Origin of the sequence: Xenorhabdus lircayensis (genome assembly GCF_016306625.1) — a bacterium.
Lineage (GTDB): Bacteria > Pseudomonadota > Gammaproteobacteria > Enterobacterales > Enterobacteriaceae > Xenorhabdus > Xenorhabdus lircayensis.
Map to the genome: position 1 here is coordinate 124,862 of NZ_JACOII010000021.1, position 24,967 is coordinate 149,828.

Consider the following 24,967-nt stretch of genomic DNA (forward strand, 5'->3'; position numbering starts at 1 on the left):
GCTTTGTTTAAAACGAGGGGTTATTACCGATGCTCATCATTCCATAAAATGGATAATTTACAACCAACTATATAGCGGGAATGTATTTTTTAATTAGGCTGTTGGTGAATATTCAAGTGAGTATCAAAGCCTATTTCGCCCGCAGCCCCTAGACGAGCTATCCCATAGCAAAGGTTTCTGCCATGTCTAAATCTATAAAACATAACATCGATAATTGTCATATTTTTTGTCTGAGAGCGGTTATTTTACTAACAAAAAATAACCTTATGTCACAGTATTGTTACTAATAGATAGGGTAACCTTGATAAGTAAAGAAAAAGACAACGGATAAAAACAGAAGATTATCTTATAATTACCAATGCAATAATTCTAATTAACTCAAGAGAAAACTTATAGAAAAAAGTTAAGAAGGCATATTGTCCGTTTGACATTTTAATTGCTCAATAAAAAATCACATAAACTCCAAAAAGATTAAATAAATAATCATATATTCACATTATTTCATTTAAGAGAAAAATATGTTAATTGAAGATATTTTACATCATGCCTTTATTTTCATCTATCAAGCAGACAGATTTCTAAAATTTGAGGCTATTCCATTAGATACATGGGTACAGAATACTTGGTAACTCATTGTTTTTACAGCAAAAAATGATAAAAATTCGCACATAACCAAAGTTATTTTCATCTCAGATACCGGACCTATACTAATATATCCAACAGTAAATAATTCATTTCACATCTGAAAGCTCTATATCCTAATGGTAAAAATACGATACGTTACTGGAAATTTTAAATTATCCATCTTAAGTTATTTTTATTGTAGGTTAATATGTTAATAGAAGACGTATTATTTAATGTGGTAAAAAAGGCACAAAACACTTTTATGAGAGGCTCTGACAATAAATTCTATTGCGAAACAAAGAATCTCGATAAAGTGGGTAAAAACGAACTCCAAATATCATTTAAAATCACAGACATCATAACCAAAAAAAGAATATTATTAATAGGTTACGTACAAAAGAATATAAATAAGAAGAATTTCCTTATATATATAAATATTTTAACGAGAGTAAATTCAAAATTAACCTCGTCGGAAATTGTCTAGAACTTTGTATTTATGCTTTTCATTATTTGATAAAACATCATTCACTTGAAATTTTAAATTTTAAATTTTAAATTTTTACAAAAAAAAGACCACAATCCAGAAAATATAATACTTATTACCCTTTATGGAGCCCAAAAACCTTATGACCACGCTTTTATCAATATATATCACATGACGGATAGAATTAAATCAACCTTTGATCAAAAAACATCTTCATGCATTCAACCAGACTCATGGATATGTGATCCTTGGGCAGATATTATTTGTAGAGGATACGATTACCCTTATAGATGGCAAGCTAAAATGACACAATGGGATAATAGCAATATTTTCATAACGACAAGGGATAGTGGGAGATATAACGTCATTGAAATAGATAGATACAATTCATTATTTTCCCCTTTAAGACCAAATGTATATAATGTAATTGCAAATAATTCCGAATTTAATACATTAAAAGTGGTTATTATTGATAGCGTAGGAGATATTAAGACATCTATAGGTGATAATAAAGTAGCTTATAATATTGGTGAAATCAGCAATGAGGATTTTCTTTCCATGGGTTTCCGCGATATGTCTAGAACTTGACAACATAAAGAGTAATAGTACATTAAATCATGTCCAACCTAATGACTTATCTGATATCACAGTCGAAAAACCAAAAGAAAAAGTACGTTTATACAGTGAATTAACTAAAATAGTCTTAAGAAAAAATGTTAAATCACCTATTTTTACTTCTAAAAATAGAAAGGGCTTTTTTAAAAGCCCTTTCTTCTCGATTCTATTAACGTAATTTATTCTACTGCTTCACTCTTTTTATCATTTCCAATCGATTCTACAGAAGAGCTAATATATTGTTCTTCTGGACGAATAATACTAATTAACTTGAAAAGCAAGCTAAGGCCAATGCCGACAACAGTTGCAAGTGCCATTCCCTTCAGTTCCACGGCACCAATTTGAATTTTCGCCCCACTGACACCAATAATCAAAATAACGGAAGTCAGGATCAAGTTCTGTGCTTTACTGTAATCCACTTTCGAATCAATCAAAACTCTAATACCTGATGCGCCAATCACACCGTATAGCAACAGAGAAACACCGCCCATAACTGGAACAGGAACCATTTGAATCGCCGCTGCCAGTTTACCGATGCAAGAAAGCAATATTGCCAATATCGCAGCGCCACCAATCACCCATGTGCTATAGACACGGGTAAGCGCCATAACACCAATATTTTCACCATAAGTCGTGTTAGGCGTTGAACCAAAGAAACCCGAAATCATCGTTGAGAAGCCATTCGCAAACATCGAACGATGCAGGCCTGGATTTTTCATCAAATCCTTCTGCACGATATTGGCGGTAACCACCAGATGACCAACATGTTCAGCAATCACCACCAGCGCCGCTGGCAAGATAGTCATGATGGCAAACCATTCAAAACGCGGGGTATAAAAAGTCGGCAATGCAAACCACGGTGCTTCATGTACTGGTGCTAAATCTACAACGCCCATGAAGAATGACAGCGCATAGCCCACCAACACACCGATCAAAATCGGGATAATCGCCATAAAACCACGGAATACCACCGAACCCAAGATCGTCACAGCCAACGTCACCATGGATATAGTCAGGTTGATCATATTGACATCAGAGCCTGCCCCTGGACGCAAACCTGCCATATCAGCAGCAACACCAGCCAGCTCCAAACCTATCACGGCAACAATCGCCCCCATCGCCGCAGGTGGAAATATCACATTAATCCAGCCACGCCCTGCAATTTTGATAATCAAAGAAACCAGACAGAACAGAAAACCACAGACAATAAACCCACCCAATGCCAATTCATATCCCAAAGGCAGTAACAACAGAACTGGAGAAATAAAGGCAAAACTGGAACCTAAGTAAGCAGGAATTCTCCCTTTACAAATCACCAGATACAACAATGTTCCAATACCGTTGAACAGCAAAATCGTGGCGGGATTAACTTTAAACAAAATGGGAACCAAAACGGTTGCACCAAACATGGCAAATAGATGTTGTAAACTTAATGGAATAGTCTGCGCCAGAGGCGGTCTTTCATCTACCCCAATAGTCCGACGGATCATTATTGATATCCTCTTATATCACCTTGCTAGAAACCCAAAAAAGCCGGCTATAAATGTTATTTAGTACCGAATAGTTTATCGCCCGCATCCCCTAGGCCAGGGACGATGTATCCATGCTCGTTGAGGCGCTCATCAATCGAGGCTGTATACAGTTCGACATCTGGGTGGGCTTTTCCCAGTGCATCGACACCTTCTGGAGCGGCAACCAAAACCAAGACCTTAATCACAGGGCATCCGGCTTTCTTCAACAGATCAATGGTGGCAATCATGGAACCCCCTGTCGCCAACATTGGATCGACAACCAATGCCATACGTTCGTTAATGTCAGAAACCAATTTCTGGAAATAAGGCACAGGTTCAAGTGTTTCTTCATCGCGATACACACCAACGACACTAATTCGCGCACTTGGGATGTTTTCCAGTACACCATCCATCATGCCCAACCCTGCGCGCAAGATAGGTACTACCGTAATTTTCTTCCCTTTAATCTGGTCTACCTCTACCGGACCACACCATCCGTCTATGGTCACTTTCTCAACTTCTAAATCAGCAGTTGCTTCATATGTCAGAAGACTACCCACCTCTGAGGCCAGTTCACGAAAGCGTTTTGTGCTTATATCATGATCTCGCATCAGTCCAAGTTTATGTCTAACTAGTGGGTGTTTAACCTCAACGATCTTCATGGGTTTCTCCTATAATATAGCCGGCAGATAAAAAATCGCGGGATTATACCCCCTTTTCAACATCTCGCCACTATCAATCTATTGATTTTTATCAATCTCCAGTATTTTTCCTCTATTTATATCTAGCAGGAAACCTGTATAAAGCTATCGCAAACGTTTGCTTAGACTGTTAGAATTGTCGCCGTTCTGTTTTATTCATAAAAATGCAACCGCCTGGGAGCTACGCAGTGACCAACAAAACCTCTCTTAGCTATAAAGATGCTGGTGTCGATATTGATGCTGGCAATGCCTTAGTCAATCGTATCAAAGGTGTCGTAAAACAGACCCGTCGCCCTGAAGTGATGGGGGGATTGGGTGGTTTCGGTGCGTTATGTGCCCTGCCACAGAAATATCGTGAGCCTGTGTTGGTTTCCGGTACAGATGGTGTAGGCACCAAACTGCGTCTGGCCATGGATCTGAAACGCCATGATACCATCGGGATTGATTTGGTCGCCATGTGTGTCAATGATCTGGTTGTTCAGGGAGCAGAGCCACTTTTCTTCCTTGATTACTATGCCACGGGCAAACTGGATATCGACACTGCCGCCAGTGTTATCTCGGGTATAGCGGAAGGCTGTAAACAAGCAGGCTGTGCGCTGGTCGGCGGTGAAACAGCAGAAATGCCCGGCATGTATCACGGTGAAGATTATGATGTTGCTGGTTTCTGCGTCGGTGTCGTTGAAAAATCAGAAATTATTGATGGCAGTCAAGTTCAGGTTGGTGACGCACTGATTGCGCTGGCGTCCAGTGGGCCACATTCCAATGGCTATTCTCTGATCCGTAAAATCCTCGAAGTAAGCCAGGCAGATCCTGAAACTACCGAGCTTGAAGGAAAATCACTCGCAGATCATCTGCTTGCCCCAACTCAAATTTACGTCAAATCAGTCCTTGAACTCATTGAAAAAATTGAAGTTCATGCAATTTCACACCTGACAGGTGGTGGCTTTTGGGAAAACATCCCTCGAGTTCTGCCAGAAAATATGCAGGCCAGAATCAATGCTGACAGTTGGCAGTGGCCAGCAATTTTCACGTGGTTACAGCAAGCGGGTAATGTCAGCGAGTATGAAATGTACCGTACATTTAACTGCGGAGTCGGTATGGTCATCGCGCTGCCTCAATCTCAGGCAGAGCAGGCAATTTCATATCTGAAAGCAGCGGGTGAAAACGCATGGCAGATCGGTACAATTGCCGAACTTAACGCTGACGAGCAACCTGTTGTTATTACGACATAAAATTACAAAATAAAATTGCAAAATAAGTATTCTACCCGATTGATTTCAAGTTGCAGCCAATAAAGCTGTGGCTTGAAAGACCAAGGGTATATCAGAAAATGAATTTCTTCAGCGAAACAAACCATGAAAAAAATTGTCGTTTTAGTCTCTGGCAATGGCAGCAACCTTCAATCCATCATAGATGCCTGTCGGCAAAACCGGATTAATGGGCGTATTTCTGCGGTCTTCAGCAATAATGCCGATGCCTATGGCCTGCAACGTGCTGAACAGGCAGATATTTCCGCCCACTTTATCAATCCGAAAGTCTATGCGGATCGCACAAGTTATGATATCGCCCTGCTCAAAGCCATTGATCAATATCAGCCGGATTTAGTGGTTTTAGCTGGCTATATGAGAATCTTATCTCCCGATTTTGTGCAGCACTATCATGGACGTCTACTCAATATCCACCCTTCTCTATTACCAAAATATCCCGGCCTGCATACTCACCGGAAAGCCATTGAGAATGGTGATAAAGAACATGGTACTTCCGTCCATTTTGTTACCGAAGAGCTAGATGGCGGCCCCATTATTTTACAAGCCAAGGTACCGATTTTTGAAGAAGATAAGGAAGAAGATGTTATCAGGCGCATCCAAACTCAAGAACATAATATTTACCCTCTGGTCATTGGCTGGTTACTGGATGAGCGTTTAGCGATGGAAGGAAATACAGCAATACTGGATGGCAAAGTTCTGCCACCACAAGGTTATGCATCAGAATAACCTTGGCTATTAAATTTCAACTTACAGCTCTGTGTTAGCGTATTTTTTAATGTACTGTTTTTAATGCACTGTTTTTAATGCACTGTATTTAAGTGATACTTTGCTGTAAGTTGTCATTTCGGATTGGTTGTTTGTCTATATCCCAAGAGTTTGGTTATTTATCCATCTAAAAATATTAATCTGACAATAATTATTTGTCTTGTAATAATTATTTATTCGAACATTATTTAATATCAAATATCTTTAACTAAATTCATCATCCCCTTAAAAGCACTGAGGTATCCAATGTCCAGTGGTTCAGAAAGTCCATCCGTAAACCTGCGTCCCCTTGAACGGGAAGATCTCCCTTTTGTTCACCAACTCGATAATAATGCCAGTGTCATGCGCTATTGGTTTGAAGAACCTTATGAGGCCTTTGTTGAATTGTGCGATCTCTATGACAAGCATATTCATGACCAAAGTGAGCGCCGTTTTATCATCGAAAGCATGAATTCCAAAGTTGGGTTAGTGGAATTAGTCGAGATTGATTATGTCCACCGCCGTTCTGAGTTCCAAATTATCATTGCACCAGCCTATCAAGGGTTAGGCTATGCTACAGTAGCGGCCAAACTTGCGATGGAGTACGCTTTTGCTGTCCTGAATCTCTACAAACTGTACCTGATCGTTGATAAAGAAAATTCGAAAGCAATTCATATATACAATAAGTTGGGATTCTATACCGAAGGCGAATTAATCGATGAATTTTTTGTAAACGGCTCTTATCATACGGCCATTAGGATGTGTACTTTCCAACACCACTATTTTGCCAATAAAGCCCGTGAAACCCAGACCAGCACGCTGACCCATTAGATACTCGTCATTAAACGCTAACCATTAAACTAAATGGAAAACCAAATGGAGTAGTAATGTCCCACGATCGTCTCTATACCGAAAAAGAACTCAGCTGGCTCTCTTTCAACGAACGTGTACTTCAAGAAGCGGCTGATAAAAGTAACCCGCTGATTGAAAGAATGAGGTTCTTAGGGATCTACTCCAATAATCTGGATGAGTTTTATAAAGTTCGCTTTGCCGACGTAAAACGGCGCATTCTTATCAGTGAAGAGCGGGGATCAGCTACCAGCGCCCGCCAATTATTGAAAAAAATACAGTCTAAAGTCGCCAAAATCGATCAAGAATTCGATGATCTCTATAACGAGCTGCTGCTGGAAATGGCCCGTAATCAGATTTTTTTGATCAATGAACGGCAAATATCCCCAAATCAACAAATCTGGCTGCGACAGTATTTTCGACAGCATTTGCGCCCACACATTACGCCAATTGTCATCAATCCAGAAACCAATTTGGTTGAGTTTTTGAAGGATGATTATACCTATTTGGCCGTTGAAATTATCCGTGGACAGGGAACGCAATATGCTTTGTTGGAAATTCCATCAGATAAAGTTCCTCGTTTCGTCAATCTGCCTCCAGAAATGCCGAGAAGACGCAAGTCAATGATTTTACTTGATAATATTTTGCGTTACACGCTGGATGAAATTTTCAAAGGATTCTTCGATTACAATACCTTGAACGTCTATTCCATGAAAATGACCCGTGATTCCGAATATGATCTGGCGACAGAAATGGAATCCAATCTGCTGGAACTGATGTCTTCCACGCTGAAACAAAGACTGACGGCAGAGCCTGTTCGGTTTGTCTATCAGCGTGATATGCCTGATGAAATGGTGGAACTACTGCGCAGTAAACTGGGGTTATCCAATGATGACTCGGTAATTGCAGGTGGCCGTTATCATAATTTTAAAGATTTCATCAAATTTCCCAATGAAGGCAATCGAAATCTATTGAACAAGCCCATGCCACGGCTGCGCCATACTTGGTTTGACAATTTCCGTAACGGTTTCGATGCCATTCGTGAAAAAGATGTCCTACTCTATTATCCTTATCACACGTTCGAACATGTGCTGGAATTGCTGCGTCAGGCCTCTTTTGATCCGAGCGTGCTTTCTATCAAGATTAATATCTATCGCGTTGCAAAAGACTCACGCATTATTGAATCCATGATCCATGCAGCACACAACGGCAAGAAAGTCACCGTCGTGGTGGAATTACAGGCGCGTTTTGATGAAGAAGCCAATATCCATTGGGCGAAGCGCCTAACTGAAGCGGGTGTGCACGTTATTTTTTCCGCGCCTGGCCTGAAAATTCACGCTAAGTTGTTTATCATTTCTCGTCTTGAAAGGAATGAAATTATCCGTTATGCCCATATTGGTACGGGGAATTTCAATGAAAAAACCGCGCGTTTATATACCGATTATTCTCTGCTGACCGCAAACCCCGAAGTCACCAATGAAGTTCGCAGGGTGTTTAACTTTATTGAAAATCCTTATCGTCCGGTCACATTTGAGAATTTAATGGTATCGCCGCAAAATTCACGAGCTATGTTCAATCGATTGATTACTCAGGAAATCGAGAATGCGAAGGCAGGTGAAGTAGCAGGCATTACCCTGAAAATCAATAACCTTGTAGACAAGGAACTGGTGGATCGCCTGTATGATGCCTCAGAAGCTGGCGTAAAAATTCGTATTCTGGTACGCGGCATGTGCTCTTTGGTGCCCAATCAGCCCGGTTTCAGTGAAAATATCCAAGTGACCAGTATCGTGGATCGTTTCCTTGAACACGACCGCGTTTACGTTTTCACCAATAAAGGCAACGAAAAAGTGTTCCTCTCATCAGCCGACTGGATGACCCGCAATATCGATTATCGTATTGAAGTTGCGGTCTGCCTGCTTGACCCCATGTTAAAACAACAAGTTATGAATATCCTCGAATTGCAGTTCAGTGATACTGTCAAGGCACGTTATATTGATAAAGAGTTAAGCAATCGCTATGTTCCACGAGGAAATAAGCGTAAAATCCGCGCGCAGATTGCTGTTTATGATTACCTGAAAAATCTCGAACAACCGGAACCAAGAGCCTGATCTATGCCGTTGAAACACGACACCCCAATGCCAAAACCCCAAGAAATTGCCACTATTGATCTGGGTTCAAACAGCTTTCATATGGTAATCGCCCGTATTGTTAACGGTGCACTACAGGTCATTGGGCGTTTAAAGAAACGGGTTTACCTTGCCGATGGTTTAAACAGCAAAAATGAATTAAACGAAAAAGCCATAAACCGTGGCCTAACTTGCCTTTCCCTGTTTGCGGAACGATTGCAGGGTTTTTCCGCGAATAATGTCTGTCTGGTGGGAACTCATAGCCTACGTGAAGCCACTAACGCACAAGAGTTTTTGAAACGGGCAAAAGAAGTTATTCCCTATCCGATTGAAATCATTTCTGGTCATGAAGAAGCTCGATTGATTTTTATGGGTGTTGAGCATACGCAACCGGAAAAAGGCCGGAAACTGGTGATTGATATCGGTGGTGGTTCAACAGAATTAGTCATCGGTGAAGACTTCGAACCTCTATTGATTGAAAGCCGCCGCATGGGCTGCGTCAATTTTGCCCGTCAATTCTTTCCTGACGGTGTGATCAATGAGCATAATTTCCGTAAGGCACGGCTTCAGGCAGCCCAAAAACTGGAAAATCTTGTCTGGCAATTTCGCACGAAAGGCTGGGATTTTGCCTTGGGAGCGTCGGGTACGATTAAAGCGGTACATGAATTATTGGTTGAATTAGGTGAAAAAGATGGTCTGATTACGCCAGAACGCCTCAATATGCTGGTAAAACGTGTCCTGAAATACAAAAATTTCAACTCATTAGCACTACCGGGGCTATCCGATGATCGCAAACAGACTTTTGTTCCCGGCCTTTCGATCTTATGTGGTATTTTCGATGCCCTGCATATTCAGGAATTACGCCTGTCTCATGGAGCGCTGCGGGAAGGCGTACTTTACGAAATGGAAGATCGTTTCCGTCATCAAGATATTCGCCAGCGAACCGCCAAAAGCCTTGCCGAACACTATAATATCGATCGGGAACAAGCCGACCGCGTTTGGAGTACCGCCAAAACCCTTTACGATCAATGGGCAGAACAAAATCCCAAACGGGTACAACCACAGCTGGAATCTATTCTGCTGTGGGCTGCCATGTTGCACGAAGTCGGCTTAAGCATCAATCTGAGTGGGCTACAACGGCATTCCGCTTATATTCTGCAAAATACCGACCTGCCGGGATTTAACCAGGAACAACAATCGTTGCTGGCAACACTGGTGCGCTATCATCGAAAAACAGTTAAAGTGCATGAGCATCCCCGCTTCTATCTGTTCAAGAAAAAACAATATCTTCCTATGCTTCAGATATTGCGGTTGGCAGCATTGTTAAATAACCAACGTCAATCTACCACAATACCGGATACTCTTAGGCTGGAAACCGATCATGGTCACTGGACGCTCTACCTGCCAAAGAACTACTTAACACAAAATGCCCTCGTGCTGCTCGATCTGGAAAAAGAGCAGGAGTACTGGAACGATGTGATCAGCTGGAACTTACACATTAAAGAGGAATCGACTTAACGATATCGCGTTATGAAGAAGAAAAAGAAAACTGTTCAAATTACAAAATTAATATTGCTTATTAGCTTTCTAATTTTATTTGGGCGCTTTATCTATTCGTTCATTGCAGCATTGGAGTATCACCAGCAAACACAACAGCAATCGATGGAATCTCTTAGTAGCCCAAAAGCAGAATAGTTGCTATGTTAGCCCCCTAAGGGCAATGCTCCAGATTATGTTATGGTTATATTATTGTGACCGCCCTATTTTTTTGCCCTATTTCCCTGCTTTAAAGGTGCACCATGTTACAACCGGCCTTTACACCTGATAATAATACGACTGTTGCCAGCCAGCATTCCCAAAAACTGGCACATATTCGTCAACGTCTACTTTCACTGTTCATTAACGATAAACTATTTGTCGATAAATTATTGGGTCAAGCTGATGAACCTTCAGCCATCAGCGACGAACAGTTATCGGAGAAAATAGAGGAAGTCAGTACGCTGCTGGGCAGCCTGCATGCTGCCGATATTGCCGATATTTTGGAAGCCTTGCCTTATGATGAGCGTCTTGCTTTATGGCGACTGATCGATAATAACCAGCGCGGTGAAGTTCTGGTCGAAGCCTCTATTCCTGTCTGGGATAACTTGATCAAAGATATGTCTGACGTTGAGCTGTTACGCGCCATCGGTACGCTGCATGTGGATGAACAGGCTTACATCGCGGAACATATTCCCCGGGATACCACGCGGCGCCTACTCACCTATCTGGAGCCGAGCCAGCGTAACCGCATCCGCGAAGTCTTGCAGTACCACAAAGACAGCATCGGTCAGATGATGGATTTTGAGTTCGTGACGGTACGAGGCAACGTTACGCTCAGCGCAGTTCAGCGCTTTTTACGTTCCCGGGGCTCCATCCCCGAAACTACGGATAAGATCTTTGTTATTGATCGTAAAAACCGTCTTCAAGGAGAACTTCCGCTCACTACTTTGCTGACCAATGTACCGGATAAATTAGTTTCCGAAGTGATGAATACGGATACTGTTACTTTCTTACCAGAGCAAAAAGGCGAAGATGCTGCCAGTGCGTTTGAACGTTACGACTTAATCTCTGCCGCCGTAGTGGATAATAACGGGCGTTTGATGGGACGTCTGACCGTTGAAGATATCGTTGATACCTTAAGTGAAGAAACCGATACTAATATCCGCCGCATGGGGGGGTTAAGCCGTGAAGAAGATGTTTTCGCTCCGGTTGGGCAAGCAGTCAAAACTCGCTGGGCATGGCTCGCCATAAACTTGTGTACAGCATTTGTTGCTTCACGCGTGATCGGCCTGTTCGAACACACCATTTCCCAGCTTGTTGCCCTTGCGACCTTAATGCCCATCGTGGCAGGCATTGGCGGTAATACTGGCAACCAGACCATCACCATGATCGTCCGTGCGCTCGCGCTCCATCAAATCCAAACGGGCAGTTTCTCTTACCTGCTATTGAGGGAACTTGGCGTTGCCCTCATCAACGGTATTATCTGGGGCGGGATAATGGGCATCGTCACCTATCTACTCTATAGTGACATTGCGATGGGCGGCGTCATGACAATGGCGATGACATTAAACCTGCTGATGGCGGCGCTGATGGGCGTATTGATTCCATTTATCATGATGAAACTGGGGAGAGATCCGGCGATTGGTTCGAGCGTGATGATTACCGCAATTACGGATACTGGCGGGTTCTTTATCTTTTTGGGATTAGCGACGCTGTTTTTGGTTTAATTCCTTTTGGATTACATATTTTTGCTTTAAACAAGAGCCTAATGGAATAGGCTCTTGTTTAAAATATCCTGTGAAATAAATTCATCCATACCTCACAAGAATCGCAATATTATTGGTTCTTCCTCTTTTCGCAGGGGAAAAATCCGTAATTAAATTATCCTTTTAATCCACTAAAACTCATTACTTTTCACTATATTATCGTAGTTAAAATTTGAGTGTTCGCTTTTCCTTACCGTGCTTGCTGATTCTGTCAGCCAGATTCATCATTTTTTCATATCACAAATTAATATAAAAAATATTTTTATATTCCTTTTAATTCATCTCATTCTTCGAAATAAATAGAAATATTGAATAGTACTAACAATCTAACTGTAATGTGATTCGGAGAGTTTCGTGAATAAAATCCAATACCTATTTCTATTGTTGGTACCTTTTTTACTGCTCTTTACCACAAAGATTCAAGCGAAAGACATACCGATAACCATTGCTTGGCAAGCTATTGCAGATCCCGCAAAAGTGGCACAGTTTAATCACTCTTTTGAAAAAGCGACTAATGCTGATGTTCAATGGCGTAAATTTGACAGTGGTTCTTCCATATTGAAGGCAATGGCTTCTGGTGATGTACAAATTGGTTATATTGGCACCAGTCCTTTGGCAATAGCAGCCAGCCGCAAGTTGCCGATTAAAGCCTTTCTCATTAACTCTCAAATTGGTCAATCTGAAGCCTTGATAGTGAGATCCCAGATACGCCAGCCTGATCAACTGAAAGGAAAACGCATTGCTGTTCCTTTTATTTCTACCGCACATTACAGCCTTCTTTCAGCTTTAAAACACTGGGGCATAGCACCGGAAGATGTAAAGATAGTCAATATGCAACCCCCTGCTATCGTCGCTGCTTGGAAAAGGGGGGATATTGATGGTGCTTATGTTTGGTCTCCTGCCCTAAATGAACTTTCCACTGACGGATATATACTGACAGATTCCAATAAAGTCAGCCAATGGGGACACTCCACTCTGAATGCCTGGGTTGTCCGCAATGACTTTGCAGAAAAGCATCCCGAGTTGGTCGTTCAATTTACTAAATCCGTGCAAGATGAAAATAATCGTTATCTCATCAATCCTAAACAATGGCTGGCAACCCCCAAAAATATTGCAGCTGTGACGTACTTCTGCGGGTTACCAATAGAAAAGGCGGCACATTGGATTGAAGCAAATCACTATTTTAGTGTTCAAGAACAACAAACATTATTAAATCAAAAAATACCTGAAGTTATTAGAAATACCGCTCAATTTTTAAAACAACAAGGCAAGCTTTCAGACGTAAATGATGATTACCACCAATACGTGACTGATGCCTTTATTCGTCAGGCTTATCCAGCACAACAATAACGCGAATAAGAAGGATATTCAGCATGCTTTCTATTAACCATCTCAGTATGAAATATCAGAACAGGCTGGTATTGCACAATATCAGTTTTGATATTAAGCCTGAAAAATTTGTGGTGATTCAAGGGCCTTCTGGATGCGGAAAAACCACTTTGCTCAATCTCATCGCGGGGTTCCAACAACCTTCTTCAGGTCAAATTTTATTAAATGGCATCCCCTTAACTGAACCTGGTCATGAGCGCGGTGTAATCTTTCAAGGTGATGGATTAATGCCGTGGCTTAATGTCATTGATAACGTTGCATTAGGATTGAAATTCGCCGGTATTGCTAAACAAGGGCGGCTGAATATAGCGCGAGAACTGTTATTTCAAGTGGGACTTGCAGAATATGAAACCGCACAAATCTGGCAACTTTCTGGTGGACAACGCCAACGAGTTGGCATCGCACGGGCATTGGCGATTAATCCACAGATATTGCTGCTGGATGAACCCTTTGGAGCCTTAGACATCTATACACGAGCACAGATGCAAGAACTGTTATTGAAATTATGGCACAGTGCGGGCAAACAGTGCTTGCTCATCACCCATGATATTGAAGAAGCAATATTTATGGCGGAAGAACTCTATTTATTGGCGTCTTCGCCAGGTCAAATTGTTGAACGCATGACTCTGGATTTCAGCCGCCGCTTTATACAGGGTGAAAGTAGCCGTCATATAAAATCTGATCCGCAATTTATTGCCTGCCGTGAATACGTTCAGGATAAGATTTTCAGTAATTGGGAGGGCAGACGATGAGTTTTCACCCAGAACAAGAAGGGGCTTTAGCACCCTTTAATTCAAATAACTACTACCCGCGTTTTATCAAATGGGTATCTGCTTCCTATCTCGGATTGCGGATCATTTCTGTCATAACTCTTTTGCTTATCTGGTGGTTTATCACAGACAGAGGATGGATTGAGCCCGTCATACTTCCCTCCCCCAAACAGGTGGTGCTCCAACTTATCAGCGCTGCCAGCGATATCGGATTTATGGGTGTCACGCTCTGGCAACACCTATGGGCGAGTCTTAGACGAATATTACTGGCATTACTGGCTGCTGTGGTTATTGGCATAACAATGGGAATAAGCAAAAAAATGCGGGCTATTTTAGATCCATGGATTGAGCTTTACCGCCCTGTTCCTCCCCTTGCCTATTTGCCACTGATAGTGATTTGGTTCGGAATTGGCGAATTTTCAAAAATATTACTGATTTGGTCATCAATGCTTGCTCCCGTCATTCTTTCAACTGTCGCGGGTGTGCAAAATGTGGATGTTATCCGGATCAGAGCTGCACGCTCTCTAGGGGCGAATCGTCGTCAATTGTTAACACATATTATTTTACCCAATGCGTTACCTGAAATTTTGATCGGGTTGCGAATTGGGCTTGGTGTGGGTTGGTCTACTTTGGTCGCGGCAGAACTGATTGCTGCCACACAAGGATTGGGCTTTATGGTGCAATCTGCTGGAGAATTTCTGTCAACCGATATGGTGATAGCCGGGATCTGTGTGATTGCGGTTATTGCATGTGTACTTGAATTGGGACTTCGTGCGCTGCAAAGACGCTGGGTTCCGTGGTACGGAGTAAAACAATGAGCAAAAAGTTAACAATAAATCCTCTGGGGCCGCATATTGGTGCGTTAGTTGAAGGCATCCCATCAATAGCATCACTCAGTGATAAACAGTTTGAGCAATTGCATCAGGCATTGTTGGAACATCAAGTTCTATTCTTGCGGGAACAACCCATTACTCCACTACAACAACGCAATTTAGCCCTTCGTTTTGGTGATCTGCATATTCATCCTATCTATCCCTCTACGCCGGAAAGTAAGGAAATTCTTGTCCTGGACTCGCACAATAAAAAACCACTCAATAATGATCATTGGCATACCGATGTAACATTTATTGAAACACCGCCAATGGGTGCCATACTGGCTGCCAAACACGTCCCTCCTTTTGGCGGAGATACCGCATGGAGCAGTGGAATCAGGGCATACGAAACACTTTCCGAGCCACTCAGAGGATTGCTTTCTGGGCTTAAAGCAGAGCATGATTTCACAAAAGCATTCCCGGAATATCAGTACCACGATTCAGCAGAAGACCACCAACATTGGCTGGCAGGTAAAGCGAAAAATCCTCCCGTGATACATCCTGTAATCCGCACCCATCCTATGACAGGAAAAAAGGCGCTGTTTGTGAATGCAGGGTTCACCACCCGTATTGTCGATATCAGTCAAACTGAAAGCGATGCGATTTTGCATTTCCTTTTTGAACACGCGATAAAACCGGAATTTCAAGTGCGCTGGCGTTGGCAAACGAATGATATCGCTATTTGGGATAACCGAGTGACACAACATTACGCCAATGCAGACTATGCGCCACAACGCCGTATTATGCATCGCGCCACTATTTTGGGGGATAGGCCTCATTAAACAAGAAACGCATAAAAAACGCCGATTCAATCATCGGCGTTTTTTCAATTATTAATACACTCTGTCGTCCCAGACACTATATCCAGACGTTCCCGCCATATGATGACGGCAAATAATGTCTTTATATTTTATAGAGACAATTTCTTCTGGTTGTGCTTCCGCATGATTGACACTGTGCGGGTAGTTTGGTGATAACTCAATAATTGTCGCATCACGGCATTCAATGGAATAATATAACTCCTGTGCCCCTGATTGAGCCGTGCGATAAAAATCAAATTTCAGATTCAGTGTTTCATTATCTGAAATTGCCATCATCAATAGCGGTGATGATTTATCTTGCGGTTTTACAAATACAATTGGACTATGGTTAACATTTTGTTCTCTGTGAATGGAATGATGGAGTTTTAATATAAATATTTCATTCTCATGACCAGCTTGATATTTATTTCCAATAGATTCAACAGAAGAACAACCTTGTGAAATAAACCCCTGTTTGTCTCCCTGCAATGTTAAATAGATCATATTTGCCATAATAATTTCCTGTTGTGGTTAAGGTTCATAAAGTACGATCAAACAGTGTTAATATATCGCTAAACACAGTGACCTTGGTAGAAAAAAATGTGATAGAAATCGCTATATAACAAGAGACTAAACCTAAACTTACTTTGCGACATGATTTTATATAAAAGTCAATGGAGTATTAGTCAGGTTAAATATCATAATCATTCATTATTTCTATTTTTTTAGTATCATTTTTGTATTTCATCTTAAGTTTCTTCTGCAACTCTCTTGCAAAATACTGACAATTTTCCGCATTATCTATATAGTCTTGTAAATCTTTCGGAATATTATTTTATGATGCCCATGTAGAACCATATAAAAAGAAAAAAATAAAGCATGTCATTATTCGATTTTTCATATCACCTTATTTACATCCACTTTTCCTGATTTTCATTTACGCGCTTTGCATTGGCACAGTAAGAGGTACATATGGTATGTCTAAACTTTACGTCAAAGATCCCAGACAATACCGTGAATATGGTGCATTTTATACCCAATAAATTTCGAGTTGTGGCACGGCGGCAAGGTAACGAATCCCCAAGAGTATCGCTAACTATGTAACTGAGGTGAATGAACGCAGCCAAGCTGCCAAAAAGAATAAATCGTATCTCCTATAACATAATTATTTGTAGGCCATCGAACTCCCCATCACAAATCCCATGAAAAATCACTACCAGAAACATTATCTTTTTGACACAACCTCCACATTTTCTTCATTATTGACTAATTCTCGCTAGTTACACTAATAATATATTCTTGCATCTATTTAGCATAAGATGCCGCATGACCGCTTACCGCCACAACATTGAGAGAATGTCGAGCAAATGAATAACAAAAGCCGTTCCTATTTTTTCCGACTCGCTGCGGCTATAGCCGTGATCGTCGTGGCAGTTTTCTTTGCGTGGAAATACTTCAACACGCCTGCAACGTCAGATGAAACCGAGGATTTAAAATCACAACAAAATGTAATCAATCCAGCACAACCGCCCGTGCAAGTGGCAACAGCTGAAATAAAATCTGTCCCCCATTATTTAAGAGGATTGGGAACGGTTCAGGCGGCAAATACAGTGACTGTCACTAGCCTTGTGGAAGGTCAGTTAATGGCACTGCATTTTAATGAGGGCCAATATGTCAAAAAAGGAGATTTGCTGGCAGAAATCGATCCCCGCCCTCTTCAAGTCAAACTGGCAAGGGCGCAGGGGCAATATGCCAAAGATCAGGCAACACTGACCAATGCCAAACAGGATTTAATCCGCTATCAGCAATTGGCGAAAAGCAAACTTATCTCCCAACAAGAGTTGGATAAGCAAATTGCTTTGGTTCGTCAGAACGAAGCCAGCCTGAAAGCTGATCAATCAGATATCGACGAAGCAAAACTGCAATTGACTTACAGCCGTATCACAGCGCCTATTTCCGGTCGTGTCGGATTGAAGCGAATTGATGTCGGTAATTACGTATCCGGTACGGGTGGAACGCCTATTGTGGTTATTACGCAAATCGATCCCATTGATGTGCTGTTTTCCCTGCCTGAAAACGATCTTGGTTCCGTGTTGAAGGCACAGAAAAACCATGAAGATATCATTGTCAGCGCATGGGATCGCAATAATCAACAGCAATTGATACAAGGCAAGCTACTCAGTATCGATAATCAGATTGATGTCACCACTGGCACGATCAAGATGAAGGCTCAGTTCAATAATCAAGACAACGTGCTATTTCCTAATCAATTCGTCAATATTCAGATGAAAGTCGATACGCTGAATAATGTCGTTGTGATCCCAATTGCCGGATTACAAATGGGAAATGCCGGTAATTTTGTCTGGAAAATAGGTAAAGAAAATAAAGTCAGTAAACATAAGGTCATTGCGGGGCTGCAAAACAGTCAATTTGTGGTTATCAACAGCGGATTGTCGGCAAGCGAGAGAGTTGTCACAGATGGTATTGATCAACTGACCGAAGGTGCCAAAGTCGAGATTGTCAAACCTTTGACAATCGAGTCACTTGATATCGGAAACGATAAGAAAAATTTAACTCAATCAAACAGCCAGTCAAATGATGAAGTGGAGAATCCGTAATGCAATCTGATTCTCCAATGACAGGCGGGGGGCCATCTCGCCTGTTTATCCTGCGTCCTGTTGCTACGACGCTGTTTATGGTTGCGATATTGCTGGCTGGGCTTATTGGTTATCGGATGCTGCCCGTTTCGGCGTTGCCGCAAGTGGATTATCCGACTATTCAAGTGGTAACGCTTTATCCCGGAGCCAATCCCGATGTTATGACGTCAGCCGTAACAGCGCCATTGGAACGCCAATTTGGGCAAATATCCGGCTTGAAGCAAATGTCATCCAGAAGTTCTGGTGGCGCTTCTGTTATCACACTGGTATTCCAGCTTTCATTGCCATTGGATGTGGCGGAGCAGGATGTACAGGCGGCGATTAATTCCGCCAGCAATCTATTGCCTGATGATTTACCTTATCCACCAATTTACAGCAAAGTCAATCCGGCTGATCCCCCGATCTTGACGCTCGCTGTGACCTCTGATGCCCTGCCTATGACACAGGTGCAAGATATGGTGGAAACCCGTGTGGCCCAACGTATTTCTCAGGTCAGCGGTGTTGGTTTGGTGACTTTGGCTGGCGGACAACGTCCCGCTGTGCGGGTGAAATTGAATGCTCAGGCCATCGCGACGCAAGGATTAGACAGCGATGTGATTCGTTCTGCCATCATGAAAGCCAATGTGAATTCGGCAAAAGGCAGTTTCGATGGGCCGACACGCTCAATCACTATCTCTTCCAACGATCAGATGAAGTCTATCGACGATTACCGCAATTTAATCGTGGCCTATAAAAATGGTGCCCCGATTCGCCTGCGTGATGTCGCTACCATTGAGCAAGGTGCGGAAAATAACAAATTGGGCGCATGGGCCAATGAAAAGCCCGCCATTGTCATCAACGTTCAGCGCCAGCCCGGTGCGAATGTGATTGAGACTACGGATAATATTCGTACCATGCTGCCAGAACTGATCAGTAGCCTCCCCAAATCCGTCAATGTAGAGGTTCTGACAGACCGTACTATTACGATCCGTAGTTCGGTCAAGGATGTTCAATTTGAACTGTTGTTGGCTATCGCGCTGGTCGTCATGGTGATTTACCTGTTTTTGCGCAATGCCACCGCAACCTTGATCCCAAGTATTGCTGTACCACTTTCTCTGGTGGGTACGTTCGCCGTTATGTATTTTTGCGGCTTTTCCGTCAATAACCTCACCTTAATGGCTTTAACCATCGCAACCGGCTTTGTGGTGGATGATGCCATTGTCGTTATAGAAAATATTTCCCGTTATATTGAACGGGGAGAAAAACCCCTGGCGGCTGCGCTAAAAGGGGCGGGAGAAATCGGCTTTACCATTATCTCTCTGACGTTTTCATTAATTGCCGTATTGATCCCATTGCTGTTTATGGGAGATATCGTCGGTCGCCTATTCCGGGAATTCGCCATTACCCTTGCTGTCGCCATTTTAATTTCTGCTGTTGTGTCATTGACGCTAACACCAATGATGTGCGCAAGGATGTTGAAATCTGAAGCCGAAATTAAACACAATCGTTTCGAACAAGCCTGCGAACGTTTCTTTGAAGGCATGATTGCAATATATGCTGTCTTTCTGAAACGAGTCTTGAATCATCCTTGGATTACGCTTGGCGTTGCATTCGGTACGATGGCTCTGACCGCCCTGCTCTATATCATGATCCCAAAAGGATTTTTTCCCTTGCAAGACAACGGGCTGATTCAGGGTACATTGGAAGCACCACAATCCATTTCATTCAATGCAATGGCGGATAAACAGCGACAAGTCACCACTTTGTTATTACAAGATCCTGCCGTGGATAATGTCACAACATTTATTGGTGTTGATGGTAACAACTCAACACTGAATAACGCGCGTCTCCAAATCACGTTGAAACCACTCAGTCAGCGTGATAACCACATTGACGAAGTTATTCCACGTTTACAAGCCCGCATTACCAACGTACCTGACGTCAAATTGTATCTGCAACCGACGCAGGATTTGACAATTGATACCCAAGTATCCCGCACACAATACCAATTTACATTGCAGGCAATGTCCCTTGATGAACTCAGTGTCTGGGTGCCTAAATTACAGAGTGCCCTGAAACAGCGATCAGAGTTGGCAGATATCGGCAACAATTGGCAAGATCAGGGGCTAGTGGCTTATCTCAATGTGAATCGAGATATGGCCAGTCGGTTTGGGATCTCCATGTCTGCCGTGGATAATGCGTTGTATAACGCGTTCGGCCAACGCTTAATTTCGACCATTTACACACAGGCAAATCAGTATCGAGTTATTATTGAGCAAGATGCGGAAAGCGCATCAGGACTGGAAGCGCTTAACAATCTTTATCTGACTGGAAATGATGGCAAGATGGTGCCATTTAATACCATCGCTACCGTCGAACAGCGGCTGGGGCATTTGTCTATCAATCACCTGCAACAATTTCCTTCCGTCACTTTTTCGTTCAATGTTGCGAAAAATTCATCCCTTGAACAAGCAGTCAATGCGGTCAAGGACACGGAACGGACGATCCAAATGCCAAAAGACATCATCACGCAATTTCAAGGAGCAACGCTGGCATTCCAAGATGCGCTCAGTAATACTCTTTGGCTGATTTTGGCTGCTGTCGTCGCTATGTATATCGTGCTCGGTATACTGTATGAAAGTTTTATTCATCCAGTCACAATCTTGTCTACCTTGCCTACGGCGGGGGTTGGCGCATTACTGGCTTTGATGATCGGCGGGTATGAATTGGATATTATCGCCATCATTGGGATCATTCTTCTGATCGGCATTGTGAAGAAAAATGCCATCATGATGATCGATTTCGCACTGGCAGCAGAGCGTGAACAGGGTATGTCCCCTTATGAAGCCATTTATCAAGCCTGTTTGTTACGTTTCCGGCCGATATTGATGACGACAATGGCTGCACTATTGGGAGCATTGCCACTGATGCTAAGTACCGGCATTGGTGCAGAATTGCGCCGCCCCTTGGGTGTTAGTATGGTGGGAGGCCTGATCATGAGCCAGATCCTAACGCTGTTCACCACTCCTGTTATTTATCTGCTGTTCGACCAGTTAGCACATTATTACCGAAAAACCAAACAAGATTACCGAAAAAATAAGGAAAATGGTCAGAACGAGCATCCTAATCAAATAAAACTTGATAAATCCTCTGCTAATCATCAGGAGCCGCTGTGAAATTTTTCGCACTATTTATCCAGCGGCCGGTTGCCACAACATTGCTGAGTTTAGCCATCACCCTGTGTGGTGCGCTCAGTTTTATCTTGCTGCCAGTGTCGCCGCTGCCACAAGTCGATTTTCCCGTGATTACAGTCCATGCCTCCATGCCCGGTGCGTCACCAGAAACCATGGCGTCCTCCGTCACGACGCCTTTGGAACGCGCATTAGGTAGGATTGCAGGGGTAAAAGAGATGACGTCCGGCAGTTCGCTGGGAACCTCTTTTATTAATCTAGAATTCGATCTCAATCGGGATATCAATGGTGCAGCAAGGGATGTCCAAGCTGCCATCAATGCCGCGCAAAGCCTATTGCCTTCCGGTATGCCAAGCAAACCGGGATATTATAAAGCCAATCTGTCAGACGCTCCGATCATGATTTTGAACCTCACTTCAGATAGTTATAGTGAAGGGCAATTGTATGATCTTGCGTCCACCAGACTGGCCCAAAAGCTTTCTCAGGTAGAAGGCGTCAGCAAAGTCAGTGTTGGCGGTAGTTCATTGCCGGCAATACGCGTTGAATTGAATCCCAATGCCCTCTTCAATCAAGGTGTTTCTCTCAACGATGTCAACAACGCCATCAGCGATGCCAATGTTCGACACCCAACAGGTTATGTTGATTCCGATAAACAGAGTTGGCAACTGCACACCAATGACGAACTGAAAACAGCAGACAGCTATCGCTCCATTATTGTGCATTATAATAATGGCGCTCCTGTTCGTTTACAGGATGTCGCGAATGTTAAGAATTCTGTCGAAGATATTCGGGCAGCAGGTATATCCGGCAGCAAGTCGGCGATTATTCTCATTATTCGCCGTGAAGCAGGTGCGAATATCATCTCAACCGTTCAACGTATTCGTGCCCAGCTCCCTGCCCTGAAAACATCGCTGCCTGCCAGTATTCAGCTAAACATCGCACAGGATCGCTCACCGACCATCCAGGCTTCCCTGCAAGAAGTAGAACGGGCACTTGCTATTGCCGTTGCCTTGGTGATTCTGGTGGTGTTCCTGTTTTTACGTTCGGGCCGAGCCACGCTGATTCCGGCAGTTGCAGTTCCGGTATCACTTATTGGTACCTTTACCGCCATGTACTTGTGTGGTTTCAGTTTGAACAATCTTTCGTTGATGGCACTGACTATTGCAACGGGATTTGTTGTCGATGATGCCATTGTCGTACTGGAAAATATTTCCCGTCATCTGAATGCCGGGTTAAAACCGATGCAAGCTGCCCTGAAAGGGGTCAGAGAGGTAGGATTCACGGTGCTTGCCATGAGTCTGTCACTCGTTGCCGTGTTTATCCCCCTTGTACTGATCGATGAATTACTTGGTAGGTTATTCCGAGATTTTGCTGTGACACTCGCAACCGCCATTGGGATTTCGCTCTTTGTTTCACTGACCCTGACCCCAATGATGTGCGCGTATTTACTCAAATCACCACCAATAAAAGCGCAGGAACAGACACGGGGCTTCGGTAAGGTACTGTTAAAAATTCAGCAAAGCTATGGCCGTTCACTAAAATGGATACTCAATCATACTCGCTGGGTACTGCTAACATTGGTCGGCATTATTGCCCTGAATATCTGGCTCTATATCAACATTCCAAAAACCTTTTTTCCTCAGCAAGATACAGGGAAAATGCTGGGCTTTGTGGTTGCTGACCAAAGCATTTCATTTCAGGCTATGCGTGAAAAAATGAAACGCTTTATGCAGGCCGTCGATTCCGACCCAACAGTGGATAATGTCGTGGGATTTACTGGTGGTGACAGCATCAACACAGGTTTTATGTTTATTTCCCTGCAACCACTGGAAGAGCGTTCTGAAAGTATCCAGCAAGTTATAACTCGTTTAAGAAGCAAGCTAAATAATGAAGCAGGAGCACGTCTATATTTAATTCCGGTTCAAGATCTCAGATCTGGGGGACGCGGGGCCAAGTCCCTTTATCAGTTTAGTTTGCTGTCCGATGATTTTGGTGAGCTACGTAAATGGGGCCCTATCATCAAGAAAGCATTGGAAAAACTGCCTCAATTGGTGGATGTCAACTCCGATGAAGGCGAGGACGATAAAGGGGCGGAAATAGCCATTACCTATGATCGTGATGTTATGGCACGTTTGGGAATCAATGTCTCTGATGCGAATAATTTGCTCCACAATGCTTTTGGACAACGGCAGATCTCCACGATTTATCAACCTTTAAATCAGTATAAGGTGGTCATGGAAGTTGCACCGCAATATACCCAAGATCCCAGCGCATTGGAGAAAATGTTTGTCATTAATGCCAAGGGGGAACGCATTCCGCTTTCCTATTTTGCCCACTGGCGTCCCGCCAATGCACCGTTGGATGTTTACCATCAAGGGCTTTCCGCTTCCTCTACCATTGCGTTTGATGTTGCGCCAGGTTATACACTGTCCGATGCCATCAGTGCGATAGAAAGAACAATGACAGAGCTGAGTGTTCCTTCATCAGTTCGCAGCTCTTTCGCAGGCACCGCACAGGATTTTCAGGAGAGTGAACGTTCCCAATTATTCGTGATCCTCGCGGCCATCGTGACTGTTTATCTGGTTTTAGGAGTATTGTATGAAAGTTATATTCATCCACTGACGATCCTTTCCACCCTGCCCTCTGCGGGAGTGGGTGCTCTGCTGGCACTGGAATTATTCAATACCCCCTTTAGCCTGATCTCCATGATTGGAATTATGCTGCTGGTGGGTATTGTCAAGAAAAACGCCATTATCATGGTGGATTTTGCCCTTGAAGCGCAACGGAATGGGAAACTCAGTGCTCAGGAGGCGATCTTCCAGGCCTGTTTATTGCGATTCCGGCCAATTATGATGACAACTCTTTCTGCTTTATTCGGTGCTTTGCCTTTGGTACTGAGCAATGGGGATGGCGCAGAGTTGCGTTTCCCATTGGGTATCACCATTGTTGGCGGTTTGGTGATGAGTCAGCTTCTCACACTGTATACTACCCCTGTTGTGTACCTGTTCTTTGATCGGCTGCGGGAAAAATGGCGTCGTCGTCGGGCGGCACAGCCTCAGGTAGCTGAATCACCATGAAGTTC

Annotated in this window: 17 protein-coding genes; 14 read left to right on the forward strand and 3 right to left on the reverse strand. The window is 43.1% G+C overall.

All coding sequences use genetic code 11. The features are described from left to right. The first annotated feature begins 1,279 nt into the window (after nt 1–1,279). Complete coding sequence (locus H8A87_RS04140) at nt 1,280–1,696, forward strand: hypothetical protein (RefSeq protein WP_198688716.1); 417 nt, start codon at nt 1,280–1,282, stop codon at nt 1,694–1,696. A gap of 206 nt (nt 1,697–1,902) precedes the next feature. Here H8A87_RS04140 and uraA read toward each other — a convergent pair whose 3' ends face one another. Continuing rightward, entirely contained in the window at nt 1,903–3,213 is a 1,311-nt protein-coding gene (uraA, locus tag H8A87_RS04145; RefSeq protein ID WP_198688717.1) for a uracil permease, read from the reverse strand. 56 nt (nt 3,214–3,269) lie between these two features. Further along, entirely contained in the window at nt 3,270–3,896 is a 627-nt protein-coding gene (gene upp / locus H8A87_RS04150; protein ID WP_198688718.1) for a uracil phosphoribosyltransferase, read from the reverse strand. Nucleotides 3,897–4,123: 227 nt separating this feature from the next. Between upp and purM the strand changes: the two genes are divergently transcribed. The 10 genes from purM to tauD all read left to right on the forward strand — a co-directional run bounded on the left by purM (nt 4,124) and on the right by tauD (nt 16,040). Then, entirely contained in the window at nt 4,124–5,167 is a 1,044-nt protein-coding gene (gene purM / locus H8A87_RS04155; protein ID WP_198688719.1) for a phosphoribosylformylglycinamidine cyclo-ligase, read from the forward strand. 123 nt (nt 5,168–5,290) lie between these two features. Next, nucleotides 5,291–5,929 (forward strand): phosphoribosylglycinamide formyltransferase, encoded by a 639-nt coding sequence (purN, locus tag H8A87_RS04160; RefSeq protein WP_198688720.1) that lies wholly within the window; start codon nt 5,291–5,293, stop codon nt 5,927–5,929. 285 nt (nt 5,930–6,214) lie between these two features. Continuing rightward, nucleotides 6,215–6,778, forward strand: coding sequence for a spermidine N1-acetyltransferase (speG, locus tag H8A87_RS04165; protein ID WP_198688721.1), 564 nt, complete (start codon nt 6,215–6,217; stop codon nt 6,776–6,778). Between the two features lie 56 nt (nt 6,779–6,834). Beyond that, complete coding sequence (gene ppk1 / locus H8A87_RS04170) at nt 6,835–8,904, forward strand: polyphosphate kinase 1 (RefSeq protein ID WP_198688722.1); 2,070 nt, start codon at nt 6,835–6,837, stop codon at nt 8,902–8,904. Nucleotides 8,905–8,907: 3 nt separating this feature from the next. Next, nucleotides 8,908–10,440: an exopolyphosphatase gene (gene ppx / locus H8A87_RS04175; RefSeq protein WP_198688723.1), complete on the forward strand. Its 1,533-nt coding sequence runs from the start codon at nt 8,908–8,910 to the stop codon at nt 10,438–10,440. Nucleotides 10,441–10,721: 281 nt separating this feature from the next. Beyond that, entirely contained in the window at nt 10,722–12,188 is a 1,467-nt protein-coding gene (mgtE, locus tag H8A87_RS04180; RefSeq protein ID WP_198688724.1) for a magnesium transporter, read from the forward strand. 393 nt (nt 12,189–12,581) lie between these two features. Continuing rightward, nucleotides 12,582–13,577 carry a taurine ABC transporter substrate-binding protein gene (tauA, locus tag H8A87_RS04185; RefSeq protein WP_332460328.1) on the forward strand — a complete coding sequence of 332 codons (996 nt, stop codon included), beginning with the start codon at nt 12,582–12,584 and terminating at the stop codon, nt 13,575–13,577. A 23-nt stretch (nt 13,578–13,600) separates the two neighbouring features. Continuing rightward, entirely contained in the window at nt 13,601–14,368 is a 768-nt protein-coding gene (tauB, locus tag H8A87_RS04190) for a taurine ABC transporter ATP-binding subunit (protein WP_198688725.1), read from the forward strand. Continuing rightward, entirely contained in the window at nt 14,365–15,204 is an 840-nt protein-coding gene (gene tauC, locus H8A87_RS04195) for a taurine ABC transporter permease TauC (protein WP_198688726.1), read from the forward strand. Before tauB ends, tauC begins: the two co-directional genes overlap by 4 nt. Next, nucleotides 15,201–16,040 (forward strand): taurine dioxygenase, encoded by an 840-nt coding sequence (gene tauD, locus H8A87_RS04200; RefSeq protein ID WP_198688727.1) that lies wholly within the window; start codon nt 15,201–15,203, stop codon nt 16,038–16,040. The genes tauC and tauD overlap by 4 nt, the downstream gene beginning before the upstream one ends. Nucleotides 16,041–16,091: 51 nt before the next feature. Here tauD and H8A87_RS04205 read toward each other — a convergent pair whose 3' ends face one another. Continuing rightward, a complete protein-coding gene (locus tag H8A87_RS04205; protein WP_198688728.1) occupies nt 16,092–16,571 on the reverse strand; it encodes an Hcp family type VI secretion system effector in 480 nt (159 codons plus the stop codon). A gap of 854 nt (nt 16,572–17,425) precedes the next feature. On the opposite strand from H8A87_RS04205, the gene H8A87_RS04210 reads away from it, so the two are divergent. Genes H8A87_RS04210 through mdtC form a run of 3 tightly spaced genes read left to right on the forward strand, consistent with a single transcriptional unit; the run spans nt 17,426 to nt 24,962 of the window. After that, nucleotides 17,426–18,676: an MdtA/MuxA family multidrug efflux RND transporter periplasmic adaptor subunit gene (locus H8A87_RS04210; RefSeq protein WP_198688729.1), complete on the forward strand. Its 1,251-nt coding sequence runs from the start codon at nt 17,426–17,428 to the stop codon at nt 18,674–18,676. Next, nucleotides 18,676–21,870 (forward strand): MdtB/MuxB family multidrug efflux RND transporter permease subunit, encoded by a 3,195-nt coding sequence (locus H8A87_RS04215; RefSeq protein WP_198688730.1) that lies wholly within the window; start codon nt 18,676–18,678, stop codon nt 21,868–21,870. The genes H8A87_RS04210 and H8A87_RS04215 overlap by 1 nt, the downstream gene beginning before the upstream one ends. Continuing rightward, nucleotides 21,867–24,962, forward strand: a complete 3,096-nt coding sequence (mdtC, locus tag H8A87_RS04220) for a multidrug efflux RND transporter permease subunit MdtC (protein WP_198688731.1) — start codon at nt 21,867–21,869, stop codon at nt 24,960–24,962. Before H8A87_RS04215 ends, mdtC begins: the two co-directional genes overlap by 4 nt. Nucleotides 24,963–24,967: the final 5 nt, after the last annotated feature.

Bases quoted from the DNA above. Each gene is read 5' to 3' on its own strand.
- H8A87_RS04140 (WP_198688716.1), top strand. From the start codon at position 1,280: ATGACGGATAGAATTAAATCAACCTTTGATCAAAAAACATCTTCATGC.
- uraA (WP_198688717.1), bottom strand. From the start codon at position 3,213: ATGATCCGTCGGACTATTGGGGTAGATGAAAGACCGCCTCTGGCGCAG.
- upp (WP_198688718.1), bottom strand. From the start codon at position 3,896: ATGAAGATCGTTGAGGTTAAACACCCACTAGTTAGACATAAACTTGGA.
- purN (WP_198688720.1), top strand. From the start codon at position 5,291: ATGAAAAAAATTGTCGTTTTAGTCTCTGGCAATGGCAGCAACCTTCAA.
- speG (WP_198688721.1), top strand. From the start codon at position 6,215: ATGTCCAGTGGTTCAGAAAGTCCATCCGTAAACCTGCGTCCCCTTGAA.
- ppk1 (WP_198688722.1), top strand. From the start codon at position 6,835: ATGTCCCACGATCGTCTCTATACCGAAAAAGAACTCAGCTGGCTCTCT.
- ppx (WP_198688723.1), top strand. From the start codon at position 8,908: ATGCCGTTGAAACACGACACCCCAATGCCAAAACCCCAAGAAATTGCC.
- mgtE (WP_198688724.1), top strand. From the start codon at position 10,722: ATGTTACAACCGGCCTTTACACCTGATAATAATACGACTGTTGCCAGC.
- tauB (WP_198688725.1), top strand. From the start codon at position 13,601: ATGCTTTCTATTAACCATCTCAGTATGAAATATCAGAACAGGCTGGTA.
- tauC (WP_198688726.1), top strand. From the start codon at position 14,365: ATGAGTTTTCACCCAGAACAAGAAGGGGCTTTAGCACCCTTTAATTCA.
- tauD (WP_198688727.1), top strand. From the start codon at position 15,201: ATGAGCAAAAAGTTAACAATAAATCCTCTGGGGCCGCATATTGGTGCG.
- H8A87_RS04205 (WP_198688728.1), bottom strand. From the start codon at position 16,571: ATGGCAAATATGATCTATTTAACATTGCAGGGAGACAAACAGGGGTTT.
- H8A87_RS04210 (WP_198688729.1), top strand. From the start codon at position 17,426: ATGAATAACAAAAGCCGTTCCTATTTTTTCCGACTCGCTGCGGCTATA.
- H8A87_RS04215 (WP_198688730.1), top strand. From the start codon at position 18,676: ATGCAATCTGATTCTCCAATGACAGGCGGGGGGCCATCTCGCCTGTTT.